This is a genomic window from Hymenobacter actinosclerus (assembly GCF_900111515.1).
Taxonomy (GTDB): Bacteria; Bacteroidota; Bacteroidia; order Cytophagales; family Hymenobacteraceae; genus Hymenobacter; species Hymenobacter actinosclerus.
In genome coordinates this window covers 1,397,346-1,415,897 of record NZ_FOHS01000001.1, presented here as the reverse complement: position 1 = coordinate 1,415,897, position 18,552 = coordinate 1,397,346, and the positions used below count along the sequence as shown (strand labels likewise).

The 18,552-nt window shown below is 61.4% G+C and carries 11 protein-coding genes and 1 other RNA gene; 8 read left to right on the top strand and 4 right to left on the bottom strand.

The features are described from left to right. Positions 1-124: 124 nt before the first annotated feature. Complete coding sequence (locus BMY67_RS06100; protein ID WP_092769652.1) at positions 125-973, top strand: N-acetylglucosamine kinase; 849 nt, start codon at positions 125-127, stop codon at positions 971-973. Positions 974-1,172: 199 nt separating this feature from the next. Here the strand turns inward: BMY67_RS06100 and BMY67_RS06095 are convergent, their stop codons facing one another. After that, positions 1,173-4,106, bottom strand: a complete 2,934-nt coding sequence (locus BMY67_RS06095) for an alpha-amylase family glycosyl hydrolase (protein WP_245744907.1) — start codon at positions 4,104-4,106, stop codon at positions 1,173-1,175. Between the two features lie 234 nt (positions 4,107-4,340). On the opposite strand from BMY67_RS06095, the gene BMY67_RS06090 reads away from it, so the two are divergent. From BMY67_RS06090 to BMY67_RS06070, 5 genes are all read left to right on the top strand, one after another. Continuing rightward, positions 4,341-5,279 carry a YfiM family protein gene (locus tag BMY67_RS06090; protein WP_245744906.1) on the top strand — a complete coding sequence of 313 codons (939 nt, stop codon included), beginning with the start codon at positions 4,341-4,343 and terminating at the stop codon, positions 5,277-5,279. A gap of 241 nt (positions 5,280-5,520) precedes the next feature. Beyond that, a complete protein-coding gene (locus BMY67_RS06085) occupies positions 5,521-6,729 on the top strand; it encodes a Smr/MutS family protein (protein ID WP_092769398.1) in 1,209 nt (402 codons plus the stop codon). An 846-nt stretch (positions 6,730-7,575) separates the two neighbouring features. Then, on the top strand, positions 7,576-9,450 hold the full coding sequence (locus BMY67_RS06080; RefSeq protein WP_092769396.1) for a M1 family metallopeptidase: 1,875 nt from the start codon (positions 7,576-7,578) through the stop codon (positions 9,448-9,450). 230 nt (positions 9,451-9,680) lie between these two features. Next, positions 9,681-10,094, top strand: an RNA gene (gene rnpB, locus BMY67_RS06075) — RNase P RNA component class A. Positions 10,095-10,261: 167 nt separating this feature from the next. Next, entirely contained in the window at positions 10,262-11,440 is a 1,179-nt protein-coding gene (locus tag BMY67_RS06070; RefSeq protein WP_092769394.1) for a sigma-54-dependent transcriptional regulator, read from the top strand. 107 nt (positions 11,441-11,547) lie between these two features. On the opposite strand, the gene BMY67_RS06065 is transcribed toward BMY67_RS06070, so the two are convergent. Both BMY67_RS06065 and BMY67_RS06060 read right to left on the bottom strand, forming a co-directional pair. Beyond that, a complete protein-coding gene (locus BMY67_RS06065; protein ID WP_092769392.1) occupies positions 11,548-13,170 on the bottom strand; it encodes a hypothetical protein in 1,623 nt (540 codons plus the stop codon). 41 nt (positions 13,171-13,211) lie between these two features. Beyond that, positions 13,212-14,213, bottom strand: a complete 1,002-nt coding sequence (locus BMY67_RS06060) for an acyl-CoA synthetase family protein (RefSeq protein ID WP_092769390.1) — start codon at positions 14,211-14,213, stop codon at positions 13,212-13,214. 133 nt (positions 14,214-14,346) lie between these two features. On the opposite strand from BMY67_RS06060, the gene BMY67_RS06055 reads away from it, so the two are divergent. Next, a complete protein-coding gene (locus BMY67_RS06055) occupies positions 14,347-14,925 on the top strand; it encodes a hypothetical protein (protein ID WP_092769388.1) in 579 nt (192 codons plus the stop codon). An 83-nt stretch (positions 14,926-15,008) separates the two neighbouring features. Here BMY67_RS06055 and BMY67_RS06050 read toward each other — a convergent pair whose 3' ends face one another. Further along, positions 15,009-17,438 carry an alpha-ketoacid dehydrogenase subunit alpha/beta gene (locus tag BMY67_RS06050; protein WP_092769386.1) on the bottom strand — a complete coding sequence of 810 codons (2,430 nt, stop codon included), beginning with the start codon at positions 17,436-17,438 and terminating at the stop codon, positions 15,009-15,011. Between the two features lie 294 nt (positions 17,439-17,732). Here BMY67_RS06050 and BMY67_RS06045 point away from each other — a divergent pair, with 294 nt between their 5' ends. Then, positions 17,733-18,509 carry a DUF1573 domain-containing protein gene (locus BMY67_RS06045; RefSeq protein WP_092769383.1) on the top strand — a complete coding sequence of 259 codons (777 nt, stop codon included), beginning with the start codon at positions 17,733-17,735 and terminating at the stop codon, positions 18,507-18,509. The last annotated feature ends 43 nt before the right edge of the window (positions 18,510-18,552 follow it).

Below are 18,552 nucleotides of genomic sequence, written 5' to 3'. Positions count from 1 at the left end.
GTAACCGGCAGGACTTGGCCATATTTGTTTTTTCTCCCGGAAACTTTTCCGTGCTTAGCTTGTGGGCAACGACGGCAGCAGCCCCTATTTCAGTCCACGTTTTTTCACCTTTTCCAGTTTCCCGATGATTCTAATTGCCGATGGTGGCTCGACTAAGAGCAGCTGGTGCCAGCTCGATAAGGACGGCAGCCGCGTGTACTTCAATACCGAGGGCTACAACCCCGACTTCATGAAGACGGCCGCCGTGGCCGATTCGCTCGACCATAACCTGCCCGACAACCTACCGCGCGCCGAGGTAACCGAGGTGTACTACTACGGGGCCGGCGTATCGTCGGCGGCCAAGGCCGAGGTGCTGGCCGCCGCCATGCGCCAGACGTTCCCGAACGCCACCGTCAGCGTCGACCACGATTTGCTGGCTGCGGCCCGCGCTCTGCTGGGCCGTAAGCCCGGTTTCGGCGCCATCCTGGGCACCGGCACCAACTCCTGCCTCTACGACGGGCAGAAAATTATTCACAACGTCGACTCGCTGGGTTACTTTCTGGGCGACGAGGGTTCGGGCTCATTTATTGGCAAGCGCCTGCTGCGCGACTACCTGCGCGGGCTGCTGCCCGAGGGCCTGCAGGAAATCTTCCAGGAGGAGTTCAAGCTCACCCGCGACGATATTCTCGACCGGCTCTACAACCAGCCGCTGCCCAACCGCTTCCTGGCCAGCTTCGCCAAGTTCACCTACGACCACAACAATATCAGCTACTGCCGCGAAATCGTGGTGCAGGGCTTCGAAACGTTCTTCGAGAACATCGTTCGCCACTACCCCAACTACCAGGACTACACCTTCAACTGCATCGGTTCGGTGGGCTACAACTTCCGCGACGCCCTGGCCCAGGTAGCCAAACAGTACGGCATGGAAGTCGGCAAAATCATCCGCTCCCCCATCGACGACCTCGTGGCCTTCCACGAGCAGGAAATGAAATAGAGCGGCAAGCTACAAGCCACAAGCGGCAAGCTGACCGGCTGTCATCCTCCATCTAGCGCCCGCAAAGCGAAGGACCTTATCCCGTAAGAACGACCGTAACAACGAATCGTTTTTGCGTGATAGGGTCCTTCGCTTTGCGGGCGCTAGATGGAGGATGACAGCCGGTCAGCTTGCCGCTTGTGGCTTGTAGCTTGCCGCTCTATTTATTAACTACCAGCCGGATGGACTGCTGATGGGCGCCGGCGTTCAGGCGGACCAGGTACACGCCGTTGGCCAGATTCTGCAGGGGAAGCTCGCGCATCTGCGCGCCGGCCGCCTGGCGGGTGGGGGGCAGGGTTTGCACCGTGGCGCCGAGCAGGTTCGTCACCGTAACCTGCACTGTGGCGGCCTGGGGCAGCTCGTAGCGGAGCTGGGCCGTGGCGCCGGCCGGGTTGGGCTGGGCCGTAAACCGGAGCACGGCGGCGCTGGCGCGGCGGGTGCCGAGCACCGTACCGGCCGGCACTGCAATTTTGCGCGAGGTGTACACCGCATACTGGCCGGGCGCCAGCGTGAGCGTGGCCGCCGGATCGGTTACGGTCAGGGTTTCGCCCGTCAGGTAGTTGTACCAGATGCCGGCACCCTGGAAGTTGGGTGCCACAGTGGCCGTCGTCACATCGAAGTTGCCCACGATGGTTACGTCGAGGCGCGGGTCGGTGAGCTGCAGGGTTTTCACCGCGCCGTTCAGGTTTTGGGTGAACGTGGCGGGGTTTTCGAAAGCGGGTTCCTGCACTTTCAGGGCAATCAGGCTGCGGTACACGTCGTAGAGGTGGCGCCGGTCAGCTTCCTGATAGTAGTTCCAGAGTACGGGCTTGTTGCCCAGTTTGCACTGGTCGTTGTCCTTGTAAGGCAGGGGCACGCTGCCATCGGGGCAGCTGAAGATGGACTTGTCGTAGCCGACTTCGCCAAACTGCCAGATCATTTTCGGGCCGGGCACGGTGAAGAAAAACGCGGCGGCCATTTCCTGGCGCTTGAGGGCGGTGGGCAGGTTTTTCACCGAGTATGAGCCCGACGAGTTGCCGAACGTGAGGTTCTTGTACATCAGCCGCTCCTCGTCGTGGCTTTCCATGTAGGTTACCAAGTTGGGCTGGCTCCAGCCGCGCTGCTTGTAGTAGCCGCCGCTTAAGTTTGATTTGCCGCCGTCGTGGTAGCCCATCGTGGCCTCGTTGTAGGCGTCGGTCATCTTGCCCCACAGCAGCAGGCCCATATCGGCCAGCACTTTTTCTTCCTCGTTGCCACCCAAGTGCTCCAGAATGGCATACGAAGAGGCATCAACGCTCACCTGGAAATCGTGGTAATCCTTCCAGATGTCCACCCGCGACTGGTCGTACTGGTTCCACAAAGCTACTTTTTGGTCGTTATCCAGGTTCGGCAGATCAGACACTTTCTGGGTGAAGCCCTTGCTCAGGTCGAAGCGGTAGCCATCGATGTTGTAATTCTTCAGCCAGAACTCAATCACCTGCTTGCTGAAGTAGCGGGTAAACGGGCTTTCGTGGTTGAAATCGTAGCCCACATTGTAGGGGTGCGTGGCATCCGGGTTAAACCAAGGGTTGTTAACAGCAGGTTTGCCAACCTTGGTATCAGTAGCAGGATCAAAGTACAGCTGCACCATCGGGCTCTGGCCGAACGACTGGTTGAGGACCATGTCGAGCACTACGGCGATGCCGCGCTTGTGGCACTCGTCGATGAAGCGCTTGAGGTCGTTTTTGGGGCCGTAATACTTGTCGGGGGCGAAGTAAAACGACGTGTTGTAGCCCCAGCTTTCGTTGCCCTCAAACTCGTTGACGGGCATCAGCTCAATCACGTTTACGCCTAGGCGCTGCAGGTAGGCCAGCGTGTCGGTGAGGGTTTTGTAATCGTGCTTGGCCAGAAAGTCGCGCACCAGCAGCTCGTACACCACCATATCCTCCTTCTTAGGGCGCTGGAAATTGGTGTTCTGGAACGTGTAGCCGGGGGCATTGCTTTGCAGCACCGACACGTTGCCGCTCTGGCCGGCCGGGTAGGCCTTCAGGTTGGGGTAGGTGGCAGCCGGAATGAAACGGTCGTCGTTGGGGTCAAGGATTTTTTCGGTGTAGGGGTCGGCAATTTTCAGCCGGCCATCCACGAGGTACTGGTAGGCGTACTCCTGGCCGGGCGTCAGGCCATCGACCTGCATCCACCAGCGGCCGTTCACCGAGTTGTCGGGCTGGCCATCGGCGCCCGGCGTGCGCTTCATATAGCCGGCCGTGGCGGCCGTCCAGTTGTTGAACTCGCCGATAACGTGCACGAAGTTCTTGCCAGGCGCCGTCAGGCTGAAGATGGCCGAGGTGCCGTTGTTGAGGTAGGTCACGCCGTTGCGGTTGGCGCCGGCGGGCAGCGGGGCCACCGTTACGGCTTCGCGGGTTTGCAGCGTCAGCTCGGTGGCGGCCGAGGCGGCGCCCTTGGTGGCCGTGAGACGCAGCGTGTTGGTGCCGGCCTGCGTGAGCGTGATGTTTGCGCTGATGCTGGTGGCGTTGGCGGCCGTGGTTACCGGGGTGCCGTTGAGCAGCAACGTCAGGTTGGCGGTCACGGCCGAGGTGCCGGCCACGGCGGTGGGCGAGTTCAGCGGCAGCACAAACGGACCGGGGCCGGCGGGCTGGGTGAAGCGCAGATCGAAATCGTTCTGGGCCACGTCCACGAAAATGTCGCCGCCGCCGGTAGCGCGGCCCACCACCGAGCCGGTGGCGTTGCGAAACACCATGGCCAGGCGCAGAATCTGCTCGTTGGCTGGCACGTTGTACCAGGCCCGCACACTGGGCGTGAGGGCAATGGTGTAGCGGTTGGGGTTGGTGGCGCTGCGCGTGAGCTTGATGGAGGGGTCGGGGGCGTTGAAGTTCTGGAACTTCACGTGCTTCCAGTCGGAGGGGCTGGTGCTCAGGTTGGTGATGACGCCGGTGTGCACGTACACGTCGCCGCTGAAATTGGCTAGTGCTGCATTGCCCTGGGTGGCATCAAAGGTGAGCGTAACGGCCTGCGCGGCCGTGAACGAGGCGGGCTCCGCAGTAACTACCTGCGCCCACGAATCGGGCCGGGCGGCCCCGAAAGCCAGCAGCACCAGAAAAAGTCGAAGTATTCTCATAAGAAAAGCAGATTGAACGTTTTGGGAAACCAGATCGAAAACCAATGCTGTATTAGCCGTATTTTCCAAGCAATGTCGACTATACGCTGCAAAGGAGCATTAAATATACATCCGCGCCAGGTTGTCCGCCAAGTCAATAGCCGCATTTCTTGTAGATTTAACAGAATTTTTCTGCTACTCGTGCTTTCCTCGTTTCCGGGCTTTCGATCTTTCTTACTCGCCGGCTTGCTGGGTTTGCTGCCACCGCTGGCTGAGCGGGCAGCGGCGCAGGTACCCCTGGCCACGCCCGAAGCCCCTGCCCCGTCGGCAGCCATTCGCAGCCAGCCCCCCGCCCTGCCCGACAGCCTGCAGCCAGCCTCACCGTCGCGGCTCAACCAGCGGCTGCCGCTGCTGGCCGGGGGGCTGGTCGTGTCGTATTCGTCGTTGATGTATTTGCTGAGCGAGGGCTGGTACACGGGCGAGCGGAGCCGGTTTCATTGGTTCAACGATTTGCCCGAGTGGAAGCAGCTCGACAAGGCCGGGCACTTGTGGGGGGCCTTCCACGAAAGCCGCGGCGCGGTGGACATGCTGCGTTGGGCGGGAGTGCCCGACCGCCGGGCCACCTGGTACGGCGGCTTCGTGGGCTTTCTGCTACAAAGCCCCATCGAGCTGTTCGATGGCCGCGACCCGGCCTACGGCGCTTCGGCCACCGACCTGGCGGCCAACTTCCTGGGCTCGGCCGGCCTGATTGGCCAGCAGCTGGCCTGGAACGAAGTGCGCATCATGCCCAAGCTTTCGTTTCACCGCACCCCATACGCCGGCCTGCGCCCCAACGTGCTGGGCCGCAGCCTGGGCGAGCAGTTCCTCAAAGACTACAACGGCCAGACTTACTGGCTTGCCACCGATGTGGGCGCATTTCTGCCCGCCACCAGCCGCTGGCCCCGCTGGCTGCAGCCAGCCCTGGGCTACGGCGCCCAGCAGATGGTGTTCAACGACCCCGATGCCAACGCCGCGCTGGGCCTGCGCTCCTACCGCCAGTTCTACCTCAGCCTCGATGTGGATTTGCGCCGCATCCCAACCCGCAACAAGGTGCTCAAAAAAGCACTTTACGCCCTCAGCATCTTCCATTTACCCGCTCCCGCCCTCGAATGGAACCCGCGCCACGGCTTTAAGGCGCACGGCTTGTATTATTGAGGGCCTGAGTAATTCTGCCTGTCATCCTGAGCTTGCAGAGGACCTGAGCAGAACTATTGTTGATGTCAGCTTCTACGCAGGTCCTTCGCGCTGTTCAGGATGACAGCCGTTTTCGTACCTCCATCGTTTCAGCACAATTTGCGTAAGCAAATACCGACCTTTACCCCTTCCTGCAAGAAGCCTCAGCCAGAACGCCAGAACGAATCTGCGCTATCTGCCCCATCTGCAACATCTGTGATTTATGAATATTGGAGACCGAGTACGCCTGCTGACCGGGCGCGAAGAAGGCATCATCACCCGCCTGCTCAGCGACGAGCTGGTAGAAGTAGCCATTGATAACGATTTCACCATTCCGGTGTCGCGCCGCGAGATTGTGATAGTAGCGGCCGAAGAAACCAAGGCCTTCGGCAAGAGCGCTGCCTCGGTGGCCTCCGAGAAGAAAGCCGCCGCCAGCGGGGCTGATATAGCCGCCAAGGCCGCCAAAAAAGCGGGCATTGCAACCGATGCGTCGGGGGCTAAACCGGCCGCCAAGGGCGAAAGTCCGGCCCCGCTCAAGGCCGACAAAGCCCAGGCGGCGCCGGTGCAGAAGGGCGTTTACCTGGCCCTCACGCACCAGTCGCCCGAGCTGCTGGCGCTGCACCTGGTCAACCACACCGACCGCACCGTGCTCTTTACGCTGGGCGAGGAAAAGGCCGGCGGGCAGTACCGGGCCCTGAAGGCCGGGACGCTGGAGGCCAAATCGGCCAGTGAGGCGCTGGGGCACTGGCACCTCAAGGATTTCGACCAGTGGCCGGCGCTACTGGTGCAGCTGCTGCCGTTTCAGTTCAACAGCCCTACCGCGTTCGAGCTGATAAACAAGCGGCAGCAGTTCAAGGCGGCCAGCTTCTATACCAGCCGCCAGCCCAACGTGCCGGTGCTCCAGCGCGAGGCCTACCTGTTCCAGCTCGACGAGAAGCCCGCCGTTCCGGTAGCCCTGCCCGCCGCCGAAACCGAGCAGCCAACCGACGCACCCGCGGCCGCAAAGCCGCAGGCCGGCAACAAGCCACAAGGCAACGACAAGCAGCAATTGGCCGATAAGCTGAAGGCCCAGCTGACCGGCAACGCCCCCACCAAGCCCGCCGCCGTGGCCCCCGCGCCCGAGCCGGCCAAAGCCCTGGTAGCCCCGCCCCACGAAGTGGATCTGCACCTGGAGGCCCTGCAGCCCGAAGGCGGCACCGAGGGCCTGAGCAACTCGGCCATCCTCAAGCTCCAGCTCGAAGCTTTCGAGGATACGCTGAGCCGGGCGCTGGCCACCAACATGCACGAAATCGTCTACATCCACGGCTCGGGCAACGGCACGCTGCGCAAGGAGCTGCACAAGCTGCTAAGCCGCAACCGCGACATCAAATTCTTCGAGGATTCGATGAAGGAGAAGTTCGGCTACGGCGCCACGCTGGTACGGCTGAAGTAAGAGCGACTATTGTTGTAGCCTAACTGCTACAACAATTAGGCTACAACAATAGTCGCTCTTACTTCAGCCATTACTAAATTTAGAATATGAGATTTGTCTATCTAATTATCCAGCACATCAAATTATACACACAAAAAACAATAGCCAACAATAAAAACAAAAAGCTAATTGAGAGAAGTTCTACTCTAACCGATGATAGGCTTCATATGCTCCATAGCTATATAAACAGGATTAAGCACTTCGAAATAAGCTTGAGATCAAGGCCTGATTTTTCAATTCCAGAGAACTTGATTAAAACCATCAATTTATACAGATATTTACTAATAGAGTCAAGTGACTTCAGTATAGCATATCACCATCTGCTTCAAGCTACCCCAAGTAAGAGTATTAAAGATAGGTGGTCAGAAAATTTCTATATAAGGATTTTATGCACTTTGAGTTATGAATTCTTGAACGATGCAATTGAAGTAACAGGAAGCAAAACAAACAAGCTAATTGAGTCATATAGCCTCAATGAAGCTAATAAAAATCGTATATCAGTTGATATAAAAGAGATACGCATAAAACTACAACTAATATATAAACGACATAATATATTTCTCAAGGAAGTAAGGAACAACACTATGGCTCACAAGAACCATGAATCTTATATTACTATAGATTATATAGAACGTCTTGACTTTCAAAAATCAGTAGAAGTATTCAATGAAATATCTCACTGCCAAAGTTTACTCATCCAATTTTGCGGAAATTTAATTTCTATGGAATCTGAGTAAGATGTATGCATCTTACAAATGCAACCGTGGATAGTATGTGGTTACTTTGCGGGAAATTCACCCCGCCCACATGAAACTCCCCGCGCTCCTCGCCGCTCCCCTCCTGTTCTTACCCCTGACGCTGCCGGCCCAAAAGCTGCCGGTGTCGCGCACCATTCAGGCCACTTACAATAAGGGCACCCGGGCCGAAAACGGGCTGCCGGGCCCCAAATACTGGCAGAACTCAGCCGACTATACTATTAAGGTTCGCTTCGATCCGGCCACGCGGCAAGTGCGGGGCACGGCCGATATTGCCTACCGCAATGCCAGCCCCGATTCGTTGCGGCAGGTGTGGTTTAAGCTCTATCCCAACCTGTACCAGAAAGGCGCGCCCCGGGCCAGCGGCATGAGCCCGGAGGATGTGGGCGAGGGTATGCAACTGAGCAATTTCACGCTTAACGGCCAGGCCGTGCCGGCGGCCGATTTGCGGCCCAGCTTCACCAACCTGGTCGTGCCCGCCCGCCGGGCTATTGCCCCCGGCCAAACGGCCCAGATGAGCGTGGACTTCGCCTACACGCTGAACGCCGGCTCGCACATGCGCACCGGCCAAGTTGAGCCCAACGCCGATTTCGTGGCCTACTTCTTCCCCCGCGTGGCCGTCTACGACGATATCGACGGCTGGAACCGGCACCCCTACCTCGGCTCCCAGGAGTTCTACAACGACTTCGGCAACTTCTCGGTCGATATCACCGTGCCCAAAAACTTCGTAGTATGGGCCACCGGCGACCTGACCAACGCCGACCAGGTGCTCACCAAAAAGTACGCCCAGCGCCTGCGTCAGGCAGAAACCCAGGATGCCATTACCAGCATTATCACCGAAGCCGATTTGAAGGCGGGCGGCATTACGGCCGGCAAGAACCCCGAAAATACCTGGCATTTCGAGGCCCGGAACGTAACCGACTTCGTGTTTGCCACCACCGACCATTACGTGTGGCAGAGCAGCAGCCTGGTCGTCGACCCGGCCACCAAGCGCCGCACCCGCGTGGATGCCGTGTACAACCCCCGGCACAAGGACTACGCTGAAGTGGTCGATTTCGCCCGCCAGACGGTGCAGGCCATGAGCTACACCTTTCCGAAGTGGCCCTACCCCTACTCCCACGAAACCGTGTTCGACGGCCTCGACCAGATGGAGTACCCGATGATGGTGAACGACAACCCCACCGAAACCCGCGAGGACGGCATCACGCTTACGGTCCACGAAATCTTCCACACCATGTTCCCCTTCTACCTGGGAACCAACGAAACCAAGTACGGCTGGATGGATGAGGGCTGGGCCACCATCGGCGAATGGATCATCTCGGGCATCATCGACCCCAAACTCGACGACAACTACGGCATCGGACCCTACGCCGCCGGCGCCGACACCGAGGCCGACATGCCTATTATGACGCTCAGCACTCAGCAGACGGGCACGGCCTTCTACCTCAACTCCTACCCCAAGCCTGGCCTGGGCTACCTCTACGTGAAGGATTTGCTCGGCGACGAGCTGTTCACGAAGGCCCTGCACACCTACATCCGCAACTGGCAGGGCAAGCATCCCATGCCCCACGATTTCTTCAACGCCATGAACGCCGGAGCCGGCCGCAACCTCGACTGGTTCTGGCAGCGCTGGTTTTTCGACGGCGGCTACCCCGACCTGGCCATCAGCCAGGTCACCAAAACCGCCACCGGCTACGATGTAGTAGTCGAATCCAAAGGCACCAAGCCCGTCCCCGTCGACCTCACCATCACCTTCGCCGACAACTCCACCCAGAAAGTCCACCGCACCATCGCCGTCTGGGAGTCAGGCACCAAAACCGTTACCGTGCCCGTGCCCACCACCAAAGCCGCGCAGCAGATGAAGCTGGGCGCCACGCTCGTGCCGGATAGTTTCCCGAAGGACAACGAGTGGGTGGCGGTGAAGTAAGCACAGGGGCAGCCGAACAGAAGCCCCAGCGGGGCGACATATCGGTAGCTAACAACCAGCCAACATTCGATAAAGCCCCAGCGGGGCGACACCAATCTTTCAACGGCTGGTGTCGCCCCGCTGGGGCTTTGGTTTTCATCAGGCTCTTCTTGCTACCCATATGCCGCCCCTCTGGGGCTCAATGCAGCCAGCGTGGTAATCTTGATTCAAACCTACCTACCTTTGCCCGCGTGATGGGTCGCCCCACCGCGGCGCGGAACGCAAGAACCGCGACGAGGAAAGTCCGGGCAACGCAGAGCACCCTGCTTCCTAACGGGAAGGACTGGCAAGCGTAATGCGAACCAGGACAGCCAGTGCCACAGAAAATACCGCCTACGTTGCCTTCGGGCAGCCGGTAAGGGTGAAAAGGTGCGGTAAGAGCGCACCAGCGGCTGGGTGACCAGCCGGCTGGGTAAACCTCAGGGGTTGAAAGACCAAATAAGCCAGCACGTCGGCCCCGCTTCCAGGGGACGGCACCGGGCGGCTCGTCCGGCGCTGGCGGGTAGGTTGATGGAGCCTTTCGGCAACGACTGGCCTAGATAAATGGTGGGGCCGCTTGCCCTCGGGCGGGCGGACAAAACCCGGCTTACAGACTCATCACACCACCTGAAAGAGGCCGCCGCAACTGTTGTTGTGGCGGCCTCTTTGTTTTTCGATTTGACTGCTAGCTTTTAGCCCTTAGCTGACAGCTTCCGTTCAAAGACCCTATCTTTCCTACTCCACCCAACAAAAGCTAACAGCTAGCAGCTGTCAGCTAATAGCTCAAAAAAATATGCCCCGCCTGCTGATTATCGACGACGAAAAAGCCATCCGGCACACGCTCAAGGAAATACTTGAATACGAGAGCTACAAAGTGGATGAAGCCGCCGACGGCCCCACGGGCCTCGACATGCTCATTCAGGACAAGTACGACGTGGTGCTCTGCGACGTGAAGATGCCCAAGATGGACGGCCTCGAAGTGCTGGAGCGCGCCCGCGTGCTGGCCCCGCACTCCACCTTCATCATGGTCTCGGCCCACGGCAACGTGGAAATGGCCGTGGAAGCCACCAAGAAAGGCGCCTACGACTTCATCCAGAAGCCACCGGACCTCAACCGCCTGCTCGTGACGGTGCGCAACGCCCTCGACCACGTGCAGCTGGCCACCGAAACCACCAAGCTCTCCTCCGAGAACAAAACGCTCAAGAAGAAGCTGGCCAAAAGCTCGGAAATGATTGGCGAGTCGGCGGGCCTGCAGGCTGTGCGCAAGGCCATTGAGAAGGTGGCGCCCACCGATGCGCGGGTGCTGATAACGGGCCCCAACGGCGCGGGCAAGGAGATGGTGGCCCGGCAGCTGCACGAGCTAAGTCAGCGTAGCGGCGGCCCCATGGTGGAAGTCAACTGCGCCGCCATTCCGTCGGAGCTGATTGAGTCGGAGCTGTTCGGTCACGAGAAGGGCTCGTTCACTTCGGCCGTGAAGCAGCGCATCGGCAAGTTTGAGCAGGCCGATGGTGGCACCCTGTTTCTGGACGAAATCGGCGATATGAGCCTCTCGGCCCAGGCTAAAGTGCTGCGGGCGCTACAGGAAAGCAAGATTACCCGCGTGGGCGGCGAGAAGGAAATTTCGGTGAACGTGCGCGTGCTGGCCGCCACCAACAAGGATTTGCTCCAGGAAATTGCCGACCGCAACTTCCGCGAAGACCTCTACCACCGCCTCTCGGTCATCCTCATCCCCGTGCCCTCGCTCAACGAGCGCCGCGACGACGTGCCCCTGCTCATCGACAAGTTTCTCAAAGACATTGCCCAGGACTACGGCAACAAGCCCAAGAAAATCGACGACGCGGCCCTCACCTACCTGCAAAACCTCGACTGGCGCGGCAACATCCGCGAGTTGCGCAACGTGGTCGAGCGCCTAGTCATCATGAGCGACGCCACCATTACCGAGGCCGACGCTAAGGCGTTTGCGGGCAAGTAAGTTAAGTGATGGAGTGAAAAAAAGGACGGTCATGCTGGGCATGCTGCGCTCAGAATGACCGTTCTTTTCTGTTGCGGGCAAACCATGAAGCGTCCCGCCTTCAAACGTCAGCGCCGGAATATTCCCAGCACCGGCAGCCCGTTTACCTGCAACCGATAAACTCGGCGGCCGAGCGTATCGGCGGGCAGCAGGCCGGGCCCGTACTGGTAGCGGGCGTAGTTGGTGAACAGGTAAGTGCCGGCCGGATACGGCGGCTGGGCGAACACCAGCCGGGTGCGCTGGGCGGCGGGCAGTATGAGCGAGTTGTTGTAAAGCAGATCGGGCCGCGCCGCGCCCACTGCTATGCGGGCGGCCGAGTCGGTTGCCAGCACCCATTCCAGCCCGCTGCGGTAGCTCAGGCCCCAATAGTCGCGGTCGAACTGCTGGGCAATAATGCGGTTAGGCAGCAGGCTGAAATACACCTGCTGCTGCGGATGCTCGCGCACCATGCGGTAGGCCGTATGCAGTACCCCGGCTAGCAGTGCTACGCCCACCCCGGCCCCCACCCACCGCCCCGACGGGCTACGGCGGGCCAGTTGCCAGCCTGCCTGGGCACCGCGCGCGGCCAGCAGCAGCAGGGACGGATACACAAAATACAGGTGCCGCCAACCGTTGTACACTGCCGACTGCATCCCGATTATCAGCAGCAGCGGTCCAAGCAACCAGCCCAGTACCAGCAAATCGAGTTGCCCGGTGCGCGTGCGAAAGTGCGCGACGCACCGGGAGCCGGCCACCGCAATGGCAGTAAGCCCAGCGGCCGCCAGCAGCAGGTAGGGCCAGGGCGTAGTAATAGTCAGCCAGACGGGTACGTAGTGCCAGGGCGTAGCCGAGCCGGGCAGCAGCTCCCCTAAATAGAAATTACGGCCCTGCCACGGGAACTGCCCCATTCGGTGCAGCACCTCCAGCAGCCGCGTTGCGGGGTCGGCCCACAGGTAGGGCCAGCCGGCCACCGTGGCGGCGGCGGCCGTCAGTAGCCAGATACCGGCATTGCGGGCCCAAGTGGCGCGGCGGATAGCAGGGCTGCTGAAGGCCTGCCAGCCAAGGGCGAGCAATGTAAAAACGACCAGCAGCCCCCCGCCTATCCGCACATCAATGGCCGCCGCACAAGCCAGCCCGTGCACCACGGCCCGGCCGACCCCGGGCCGGGCCACCAGGCGCACGAGTGTGAGCATAGCCACCGCGAACAGGGCCAGAAAAACAATGTCCTGAGCATTATAAAAGGCTTCGGCGAACAGCCGCGGCGAAAGCACCAGCGTCCCGGCCGCCGCCAGGCCCCAGCGCCAGTTGTGGGTGTAGCGGGTAGCCAGCCGGTACGTAGCGCCCACGCCCCCAAGGGCAAACACCAGGAAAATCAGCAGATGCCGCAGGCGGTAGTAGGCGGCCGGGTCGCCGTGGGCCAGTAGCGCCAGCAGGCTGTCGGGAATTTCGAACAGCACGCCATGGTCGCGGTCGGGGTGGGTGGCCAGGGCCGGGATGCGCGCATATTGCGCCTGCCGCTGCGCCAGCTCCGGGGCCAGCAGTCCGGCCACGTACTTCACGCTTACCTGGCCGTTGAGGTGGTGAGCAGGCTCGTCGGCTGACACGCCGTAGTCGGCATGCACCAGCAGGCCCAGTAGCAGCAGCAACCCGAAAAACACCCGCTCGGCCCGGCGCTTCCAGACCCTGGAGGAATACGAAGCGGCCAGGGTCATGCAGGGAATGTCAGGAAGCGAAAAGGAAGGGAGCCGCCGGGCTACACCAGCTGATTACAGCCCCGAATATCCGAATTATCCAACCGGCCGAGCACCTCGAACGAGCCGTCGGGGTGGCGGCGGGCCAAGTCTTTGGTTTCGAGAAAGGCGCAGCTGTCGATGTTGGCCAGGTCGATGACGTTGAGCGCGCCGCTGGCCCGGCTGGCCGAGGCGGAGAACGGGTCGGACGGGTCGCGGAGCAGGATTTGCAGCTGCGGCGGGGCCCAAAAGCGGCCGTCGCCGAAGCTGTAGGCCTGGCCCAGCATCTCGGTCATGCCGTACTCGGAGTGGATACCAACCGGGCCGAAACCGCGCTGCAACGCGGCATGCAGCTCCTCCCGGATCATCTCGCGGCGCCGGCCCTTCATGCCGCCGGTTTCCAGCACCGTCAGGCCCAGCAGCTCGGGCCGGCCGGCATGGGCTTCCACGAAATCGAGCAGCGCATAGCTGACGCCAATCAGCAGCACTTTGCGGCCCGCCTGCTCCTTGGCCTCGGCCAGCGCGGCCAGCAGGGCGGCGTGGTCGTGCAGGAAGAAGGCGGGTTGCTGCTGCCCCGAGGCCCGGGCGAAATGGTCGACCATAGCCACCAGCGACGAGCCGCCCTGCTCCAGGTAGGAGGGCAGCAGGGCCAGCACCGTCCAGCCCGAAAGCGGCCCGTAGTAGTGCTCGAAGATGCGCTGGGCGTGCTGGTGGTACAGCTCGGGCTGGCGCACGTGGTGCTGGCTGCGCTGCTGCAGGGTGGTGCCGCTGCTAAGGAAGGTTTCGGCCGGCTGCCAGTCGGTGGCATCCGTGCGCACCTCGTGGGTCTTAAAGAACTCGATAGGCAGAAACGGAATCTGCTCCAGGCTTTCGACGGCGGCCGGGTCGCGGCCCAGGGCGGCCAGGTAGGCGGCGTAGGGCGCGCAATGCCCCGCCTGATAGCGAAACAGCGCCAGGGCCGCGGCCGGGGCAGTGGCGGCCGTCAGGTGGGGCAGGGCGAGCAGGTACTGGGTGCGGAAACTCATTTTTATGGCCGGCGGTTAGCCAGAAGTTGAACAATGCGGGCGGCGGCTCGTTCGTTCAGATGCGGTATCTTTAAGCTACCTTTCCATCGTCGCCGGCCGGCTGCCCCGGCCTTCCTCTTTTCGCTCGTTTTCTATGCTCTCATCTGCTACGCCGCTCTTCCGAACGCTGGGCTTTGTGCTGCTGCTGGCCCTGCTGGGCTTGTCGGTGCCGGGCTGCATCAGTCCGCCCGACTATTCCGACACGCCGCAAATTGAGTTTCGCGACATCATGCTGCAGCCGATTGTAAACCGCTTTGGTCCCTTCGACAGCGTGCGGGTTACGGTGAGCTACCGCGACGGCGACGGCGACCTGGGCCTGGATCAGGACAATGTGGAGCCGCCCTTCAATCCGACGCTGCCCAATGGCACCATCAACCCGACCTACAACAATTACTTCTGCCAGCTCCAGATTCGCCAGACCGACGGCTCCTTCGTGGACTTCGACCCGCCGGGCGTCGGCTACAACCTCAACGGCCGCTACCCCAACCTGACGCCCATCAGCCAGGGCGACCGGAAGGCTCCGCTGCGGGGCGAAATATACTATGGCTTTCTGCTGCCCAGCAACCCCTTCACGCCGGCTGGCACCGTTATCCGCTTCAAGGTCACCATCCTCGACCGGTCGCTCAACCGCAGCAACGAAATAATCACCAATCCGGTCACCGTCACGCAGTAAGGTCCAAAGCCGTCTGGTTTGCGGCTTGCTCGCAGCGCGCCCGCCCCATTTGTCTGGGGCGGGCGCTTTGTTTGGCGGGTTGGTTAATAGATGGCCGGGAAACGCTTGGGGTCGGCTTCCTGCATGATTTCATACACGGCATCGAACACATCCTCCACGCTGGGCTTGCTGAAATAGTCGCCGTCGGAGCCGTAGGGCGGGCGGTGGGCCTGGGCCGAGAGGCAGCGCGGCTGCGAGTCGAGGAAGCGGTAGGCCTGCTGCTCGTCGAGCACCTGCTGCATCATGAAAGCGGTGGCGCCGCCGGGCACGTCTTCGTCGGCAAACAGCACGCGGTTGGTGCGGCGCAGGCTGTCCACAATCAGGTGGTCGGTATCGAAGGGCAGCAGCGTCTGCACGTCGATTACTTCCACCGAAATGTCCACCTCGGCCAGCTGCTGGGCCGCTTCCATCACAATGCGGCACATCGAGCCGTAGGTGACAATGGTCAGGTCGGCACCGCGGAGCAGGGTTTCGGGGCGGCCCAGCGGCAGCGTGAAGTCGCCGGGATTTGCGGGCATTTTTTCCTTGAGGCGGTAGCCGTTGAGGCACTCAATCACGATGGCCGGCTCATCGGAGCGCAGCAGCGTGTTGTAGAACCCGGCCGCCTGGGTCATGTCGCGGGGCACGCACAGGTGGATGCCGCGGATGGCGCCCAGAATCATCTGGATGGGCGAGCCCGAGTGCCAGATGCCTTCGAGGCGGTGGCCGCGGGTGCGCACAATCAGCGGAGCTTTCTGGCCGCCCTTGGTGCGGTACTGCAGGCAGGCCACATCGTCGGAGAGGGTCTGGATGCCGTAGAGCAGATAGTCGAGGTACTGGATTTCGGTGATGGGCTTCAGGCCCCGCATGGCGGCCCCGATGCCCTGCCCGATGATGGTGCACTCGCGGATGCCGGTATCGGTTACGCGTAGCTCGCCAAACTTCTCCTGCAGGCCCGCAAAGGCCTGGTTTACGTCGCCGATGCGGCCCACGTCTTCGCCGATGGCGAAGATGCGCGGGTCGCGCTCAAAGTTGGCCGTGAAGCAGGCCTGCAGCACCTCGCGGCCGTCTACGGAGGCGGCATCGGCGGCGTACGCCACTTCCACTTCCTCAATGTTGCCCACGGCTTCCTCGCTCTGGCTGAACAGGTAGGAGTTGTAGCGGTCGGCGTTGTCGGCCAGGGCCTGCTCCAGCCAGTTCTGCAGCTCGCGGCGGCTGTTGCTGCGCTGGCCGCGCGCGATGCGCAGGGCCCGGCGCACGGTGCGCACCAGATCGGCGCGGATAGGCGCGGTGTTGTGCTGGAGGGCTTCCACCATTTCGTGGAGCTGGTTTTCGGTGCCGGTTTCGGCCACCAGCTTATTGAGCAGCACCACTACTTCGTCGCGCTCCTGCTTGATGGGGTTGAAGAACTCCTGCCAGGCGGCGGTGCGGGCTTCTTTAACGGTTTGCTGCGCGGCTTTCTCGATGGCGTCGAGCTCCTCGGCCGAGGCGTGGCCTTCGGCCAGCAGCCACTCGCGCATTTTCAGCAGGCAGTCGTGCGCCTGTTCCCAGCTCAGGCGCTCGGCATTCTTGTAGCGCTCGTGCGAACCGGAGGTGCTGTGGCCCTGGGGCTGGGTCACTTCGCGCACGTGTACCAGCGCCGGCACGTGCTGGGCGCGGCAAACGTCGGCGGCGCGCTCATAGGTGTCGAGCAGGGCCGGGTAGTCCCAGCCGTTTACGCGGTAAATCTCGAAGCCGTCCTGGCCCTCGCCTTCCCGCTGGAAGCCTTTGAGGATTTCGGAAATATTCTGCTTGGTCGTCTGGTACTCGGCGGGCACCGAAATGCCGTAGTGGTCGTCCCAGACGCTGATGAGCATCGGAATCTGGAGCACGCCCGCCGCATTGATGGCCTCGAAAAACATGCCTTCGGAGGTGCTGGCGTTGCCGATGGTACCAAACGCCACTTCGTTGCCGTTCACCGAGAAATCGGCGAACTGGTGCAGTTCGGGGTTCTGGCGGTAGAGCTTGGAGGCGTAGGCCAGGCCCACAAGCCGGGGCATCTGGCCGCCGGTGGGCGAGATATCGGCCGAGGAGTTTTTCAGCTCGGCCGAGGGCCGGAAGTTGCCGTCCTCATCCAGAAAGCGGGTGCCGAAGTGGCCGTTCATGGCGCGGCCGGCGGTGGCGGGTTCGGCTTCCACATCGGGGTGGGCGTAAAGCTGGGCGAAGTACTGCTGCAGCGTCAGCTCGCCGATGGCCAGCATGAAGGTCTGGTCGCGGTAGTAGCCGGCGCGCCAGTCGCCGGCCCGGAAGGCGCGGGCCATGGCCAGCTGGGGCAGCTCCTTGCCGTCGCCGAAGATGCCGAACTTGGCCTTGCCCATGAATACCTCCTTGCGGCCGGCCAGCGAGGCGTGGCGGCTTTCCCAGCCCAGGCGGTAATCGTGCAGGAAATCGGTTTTGGTGAGCGAGGCAACGGGCACAGGCGCGGTGGTTGTGGGAGCAGTGGCAGTAGTGGGCATAGACAGGGGCGGCGGGTGGGATGGAAAACCGGGATAGATAGCAAAGCAGCGCCGGTTTCCCGGAAAACAGGCCTACAAAAGTACGGATTTGCCGCCGATGCGCCGGCGGGCCCGATTCGCTACGTATCTTTGAATAAGCGGCAGCTGAGCAGACGGCCAGATGGCGCCCGCCAAGGCGCTGAACACAAGTTGCTGACGAATGTTGGCTTCTATCCGGGCCTTTCGGGTTTGCCTGCTCCGTTACGTGCCCCAACAACGGCCGGCCCGGCTGCCGGCTCCTAACCTTTATCTGCGATGAAACACCTGGTTTTCCTGCTCCTTTCGCTTTTCGCCACCGTTGCGACGGTCCGCGCTCAGGGCGTGCTCACGTTTGATAAGGAGCAGCACGATTTCGGCTCCATTCCCGAAGGCGTCATGGCCGCCCACGAGTTCCGGTTCAAGAACACCGGCAACCAGCCCCTCATCATCGCCAACGTGCAGGCCAGTTGCGGCTGCACCACGCCCGACTGGACCAAAACGCCCATTCTGCCCGGCAAAAGCGGCATGGTGAAGGCTGTGTACAGCAGCGCCGGCCGGCCCGGCGTGTTCAACAAAACCGTGACGGTGGTCAGCAACGCCACCACACCCAGCACGGTGCTCACCATCAAGGGCAACGTGCTGAACAAGGAACAGATGCGCTCCAGGCTCACGCCGGCCCAGCTGGCCCAGTCGCCGCGCCTGACGCTGGATAGCAACCGCCACGATTTTGGCAAGGCTGAAGCCGGCCAGACCCTCACCGCCCGCTTCAAGGTAACCAACACCGGCAAGCAGGATCTGGTGCTGAGCGCCATCACGTCGCAGTGCTACTGCGTGGGCTACAAGAACGTGCCTTCGCCCATCAGGCCCGGCGAAACGGCCGTGGTGGAGCTGGTGTACAACCAGCGCCGCCTGGGCCCACAGCAGGAGGCCGTCGTCATCACCAGCAACGACCTGAACGGCGACGCCAAGCTTACGCTCACGGCCGATATTGTGAAGGACCTGAACGCCGGCAGCATGGTGAAGGAAAGCGGCACGTCGGTACCGTTTAAGTAAGTCAAGGGGAAAAAGTAAAAAGCCAAAGCCGCTGAACGTCCAC

Bases quoted from the DNA above. Each gene is read 5' to 3' on its own strand.
- BMY67_RS06100 (WP_092769652.1), top strand. From the start codon at position 125: ATGATTCTAATTGCCGATGGTGGCTCGACTAAGAGCAGCTGGTGCCAG.
- BMY67_RS06045 (WP_092769383.1), top strand. From the start codon at position 17,733: ATGAAACACCTGGTTTTCCTGCTCCTTTCGCTTTTCGCCACCGTTGCG.
- BMY67_RS06080 (WP_092769396.1), top strand. From the start codon at position 7,576: ATGAAACTCCCCGCGCTCCTCGCCGCTCCCCTCCTGTTCTTACCCCTG.
- BMY67_RS06060 (WP_092769390.1), bottom strand. From the start codon at position 14,213: ATGAGTTTCCGCACCCAGTACCTGCTCGCCCTGCCCCACCTGACGGCC.
- BMY67_RS06095 (WP_245744907.1), bottom strand. From the start codon at position 4,106: ATGAGAATACTTCGACTTTTTCTGGTGCTGCTGGCTTTCGGGGCCGCC.
- BMY67_RS06065 (WP_092769392.1), bottom strand. From the start codon at position 13,170: ATGACCCTGGCCGCTTCGTATTCCTCCAGGGTCTGGAAGCGCCGGGCC.
- BMY67_RS06085 (WP_092769398.1), top strand. From the start codon at position 5,521: ATGAATATTGGAGACCGAGTACGCCTGCTGACCGGGCGCGAAGAAGGC.
- BMY67_RS06070 (WP_092769394.1), top strand. From the start codon at position 10,262: ATGCCCCGCCTGCTGATTATCGACGACGAAAAAGCCATCCGGCACACG.
- BMY67_RS06055 (WP_092769388.1), top strand. From the start codon at position 14,347: ATGCTCTCATCTGCTACGCCGCTCTTCCGAACGCTGGGCTTTGTGCTG.
- BMY67_RS06050 (WP_092769386.1), bottom strand. From the start codon at position 17,438: ATGCCCACTACTGCCACTGCTCCCACAACCACCGCGCCTGTGCCCGTT.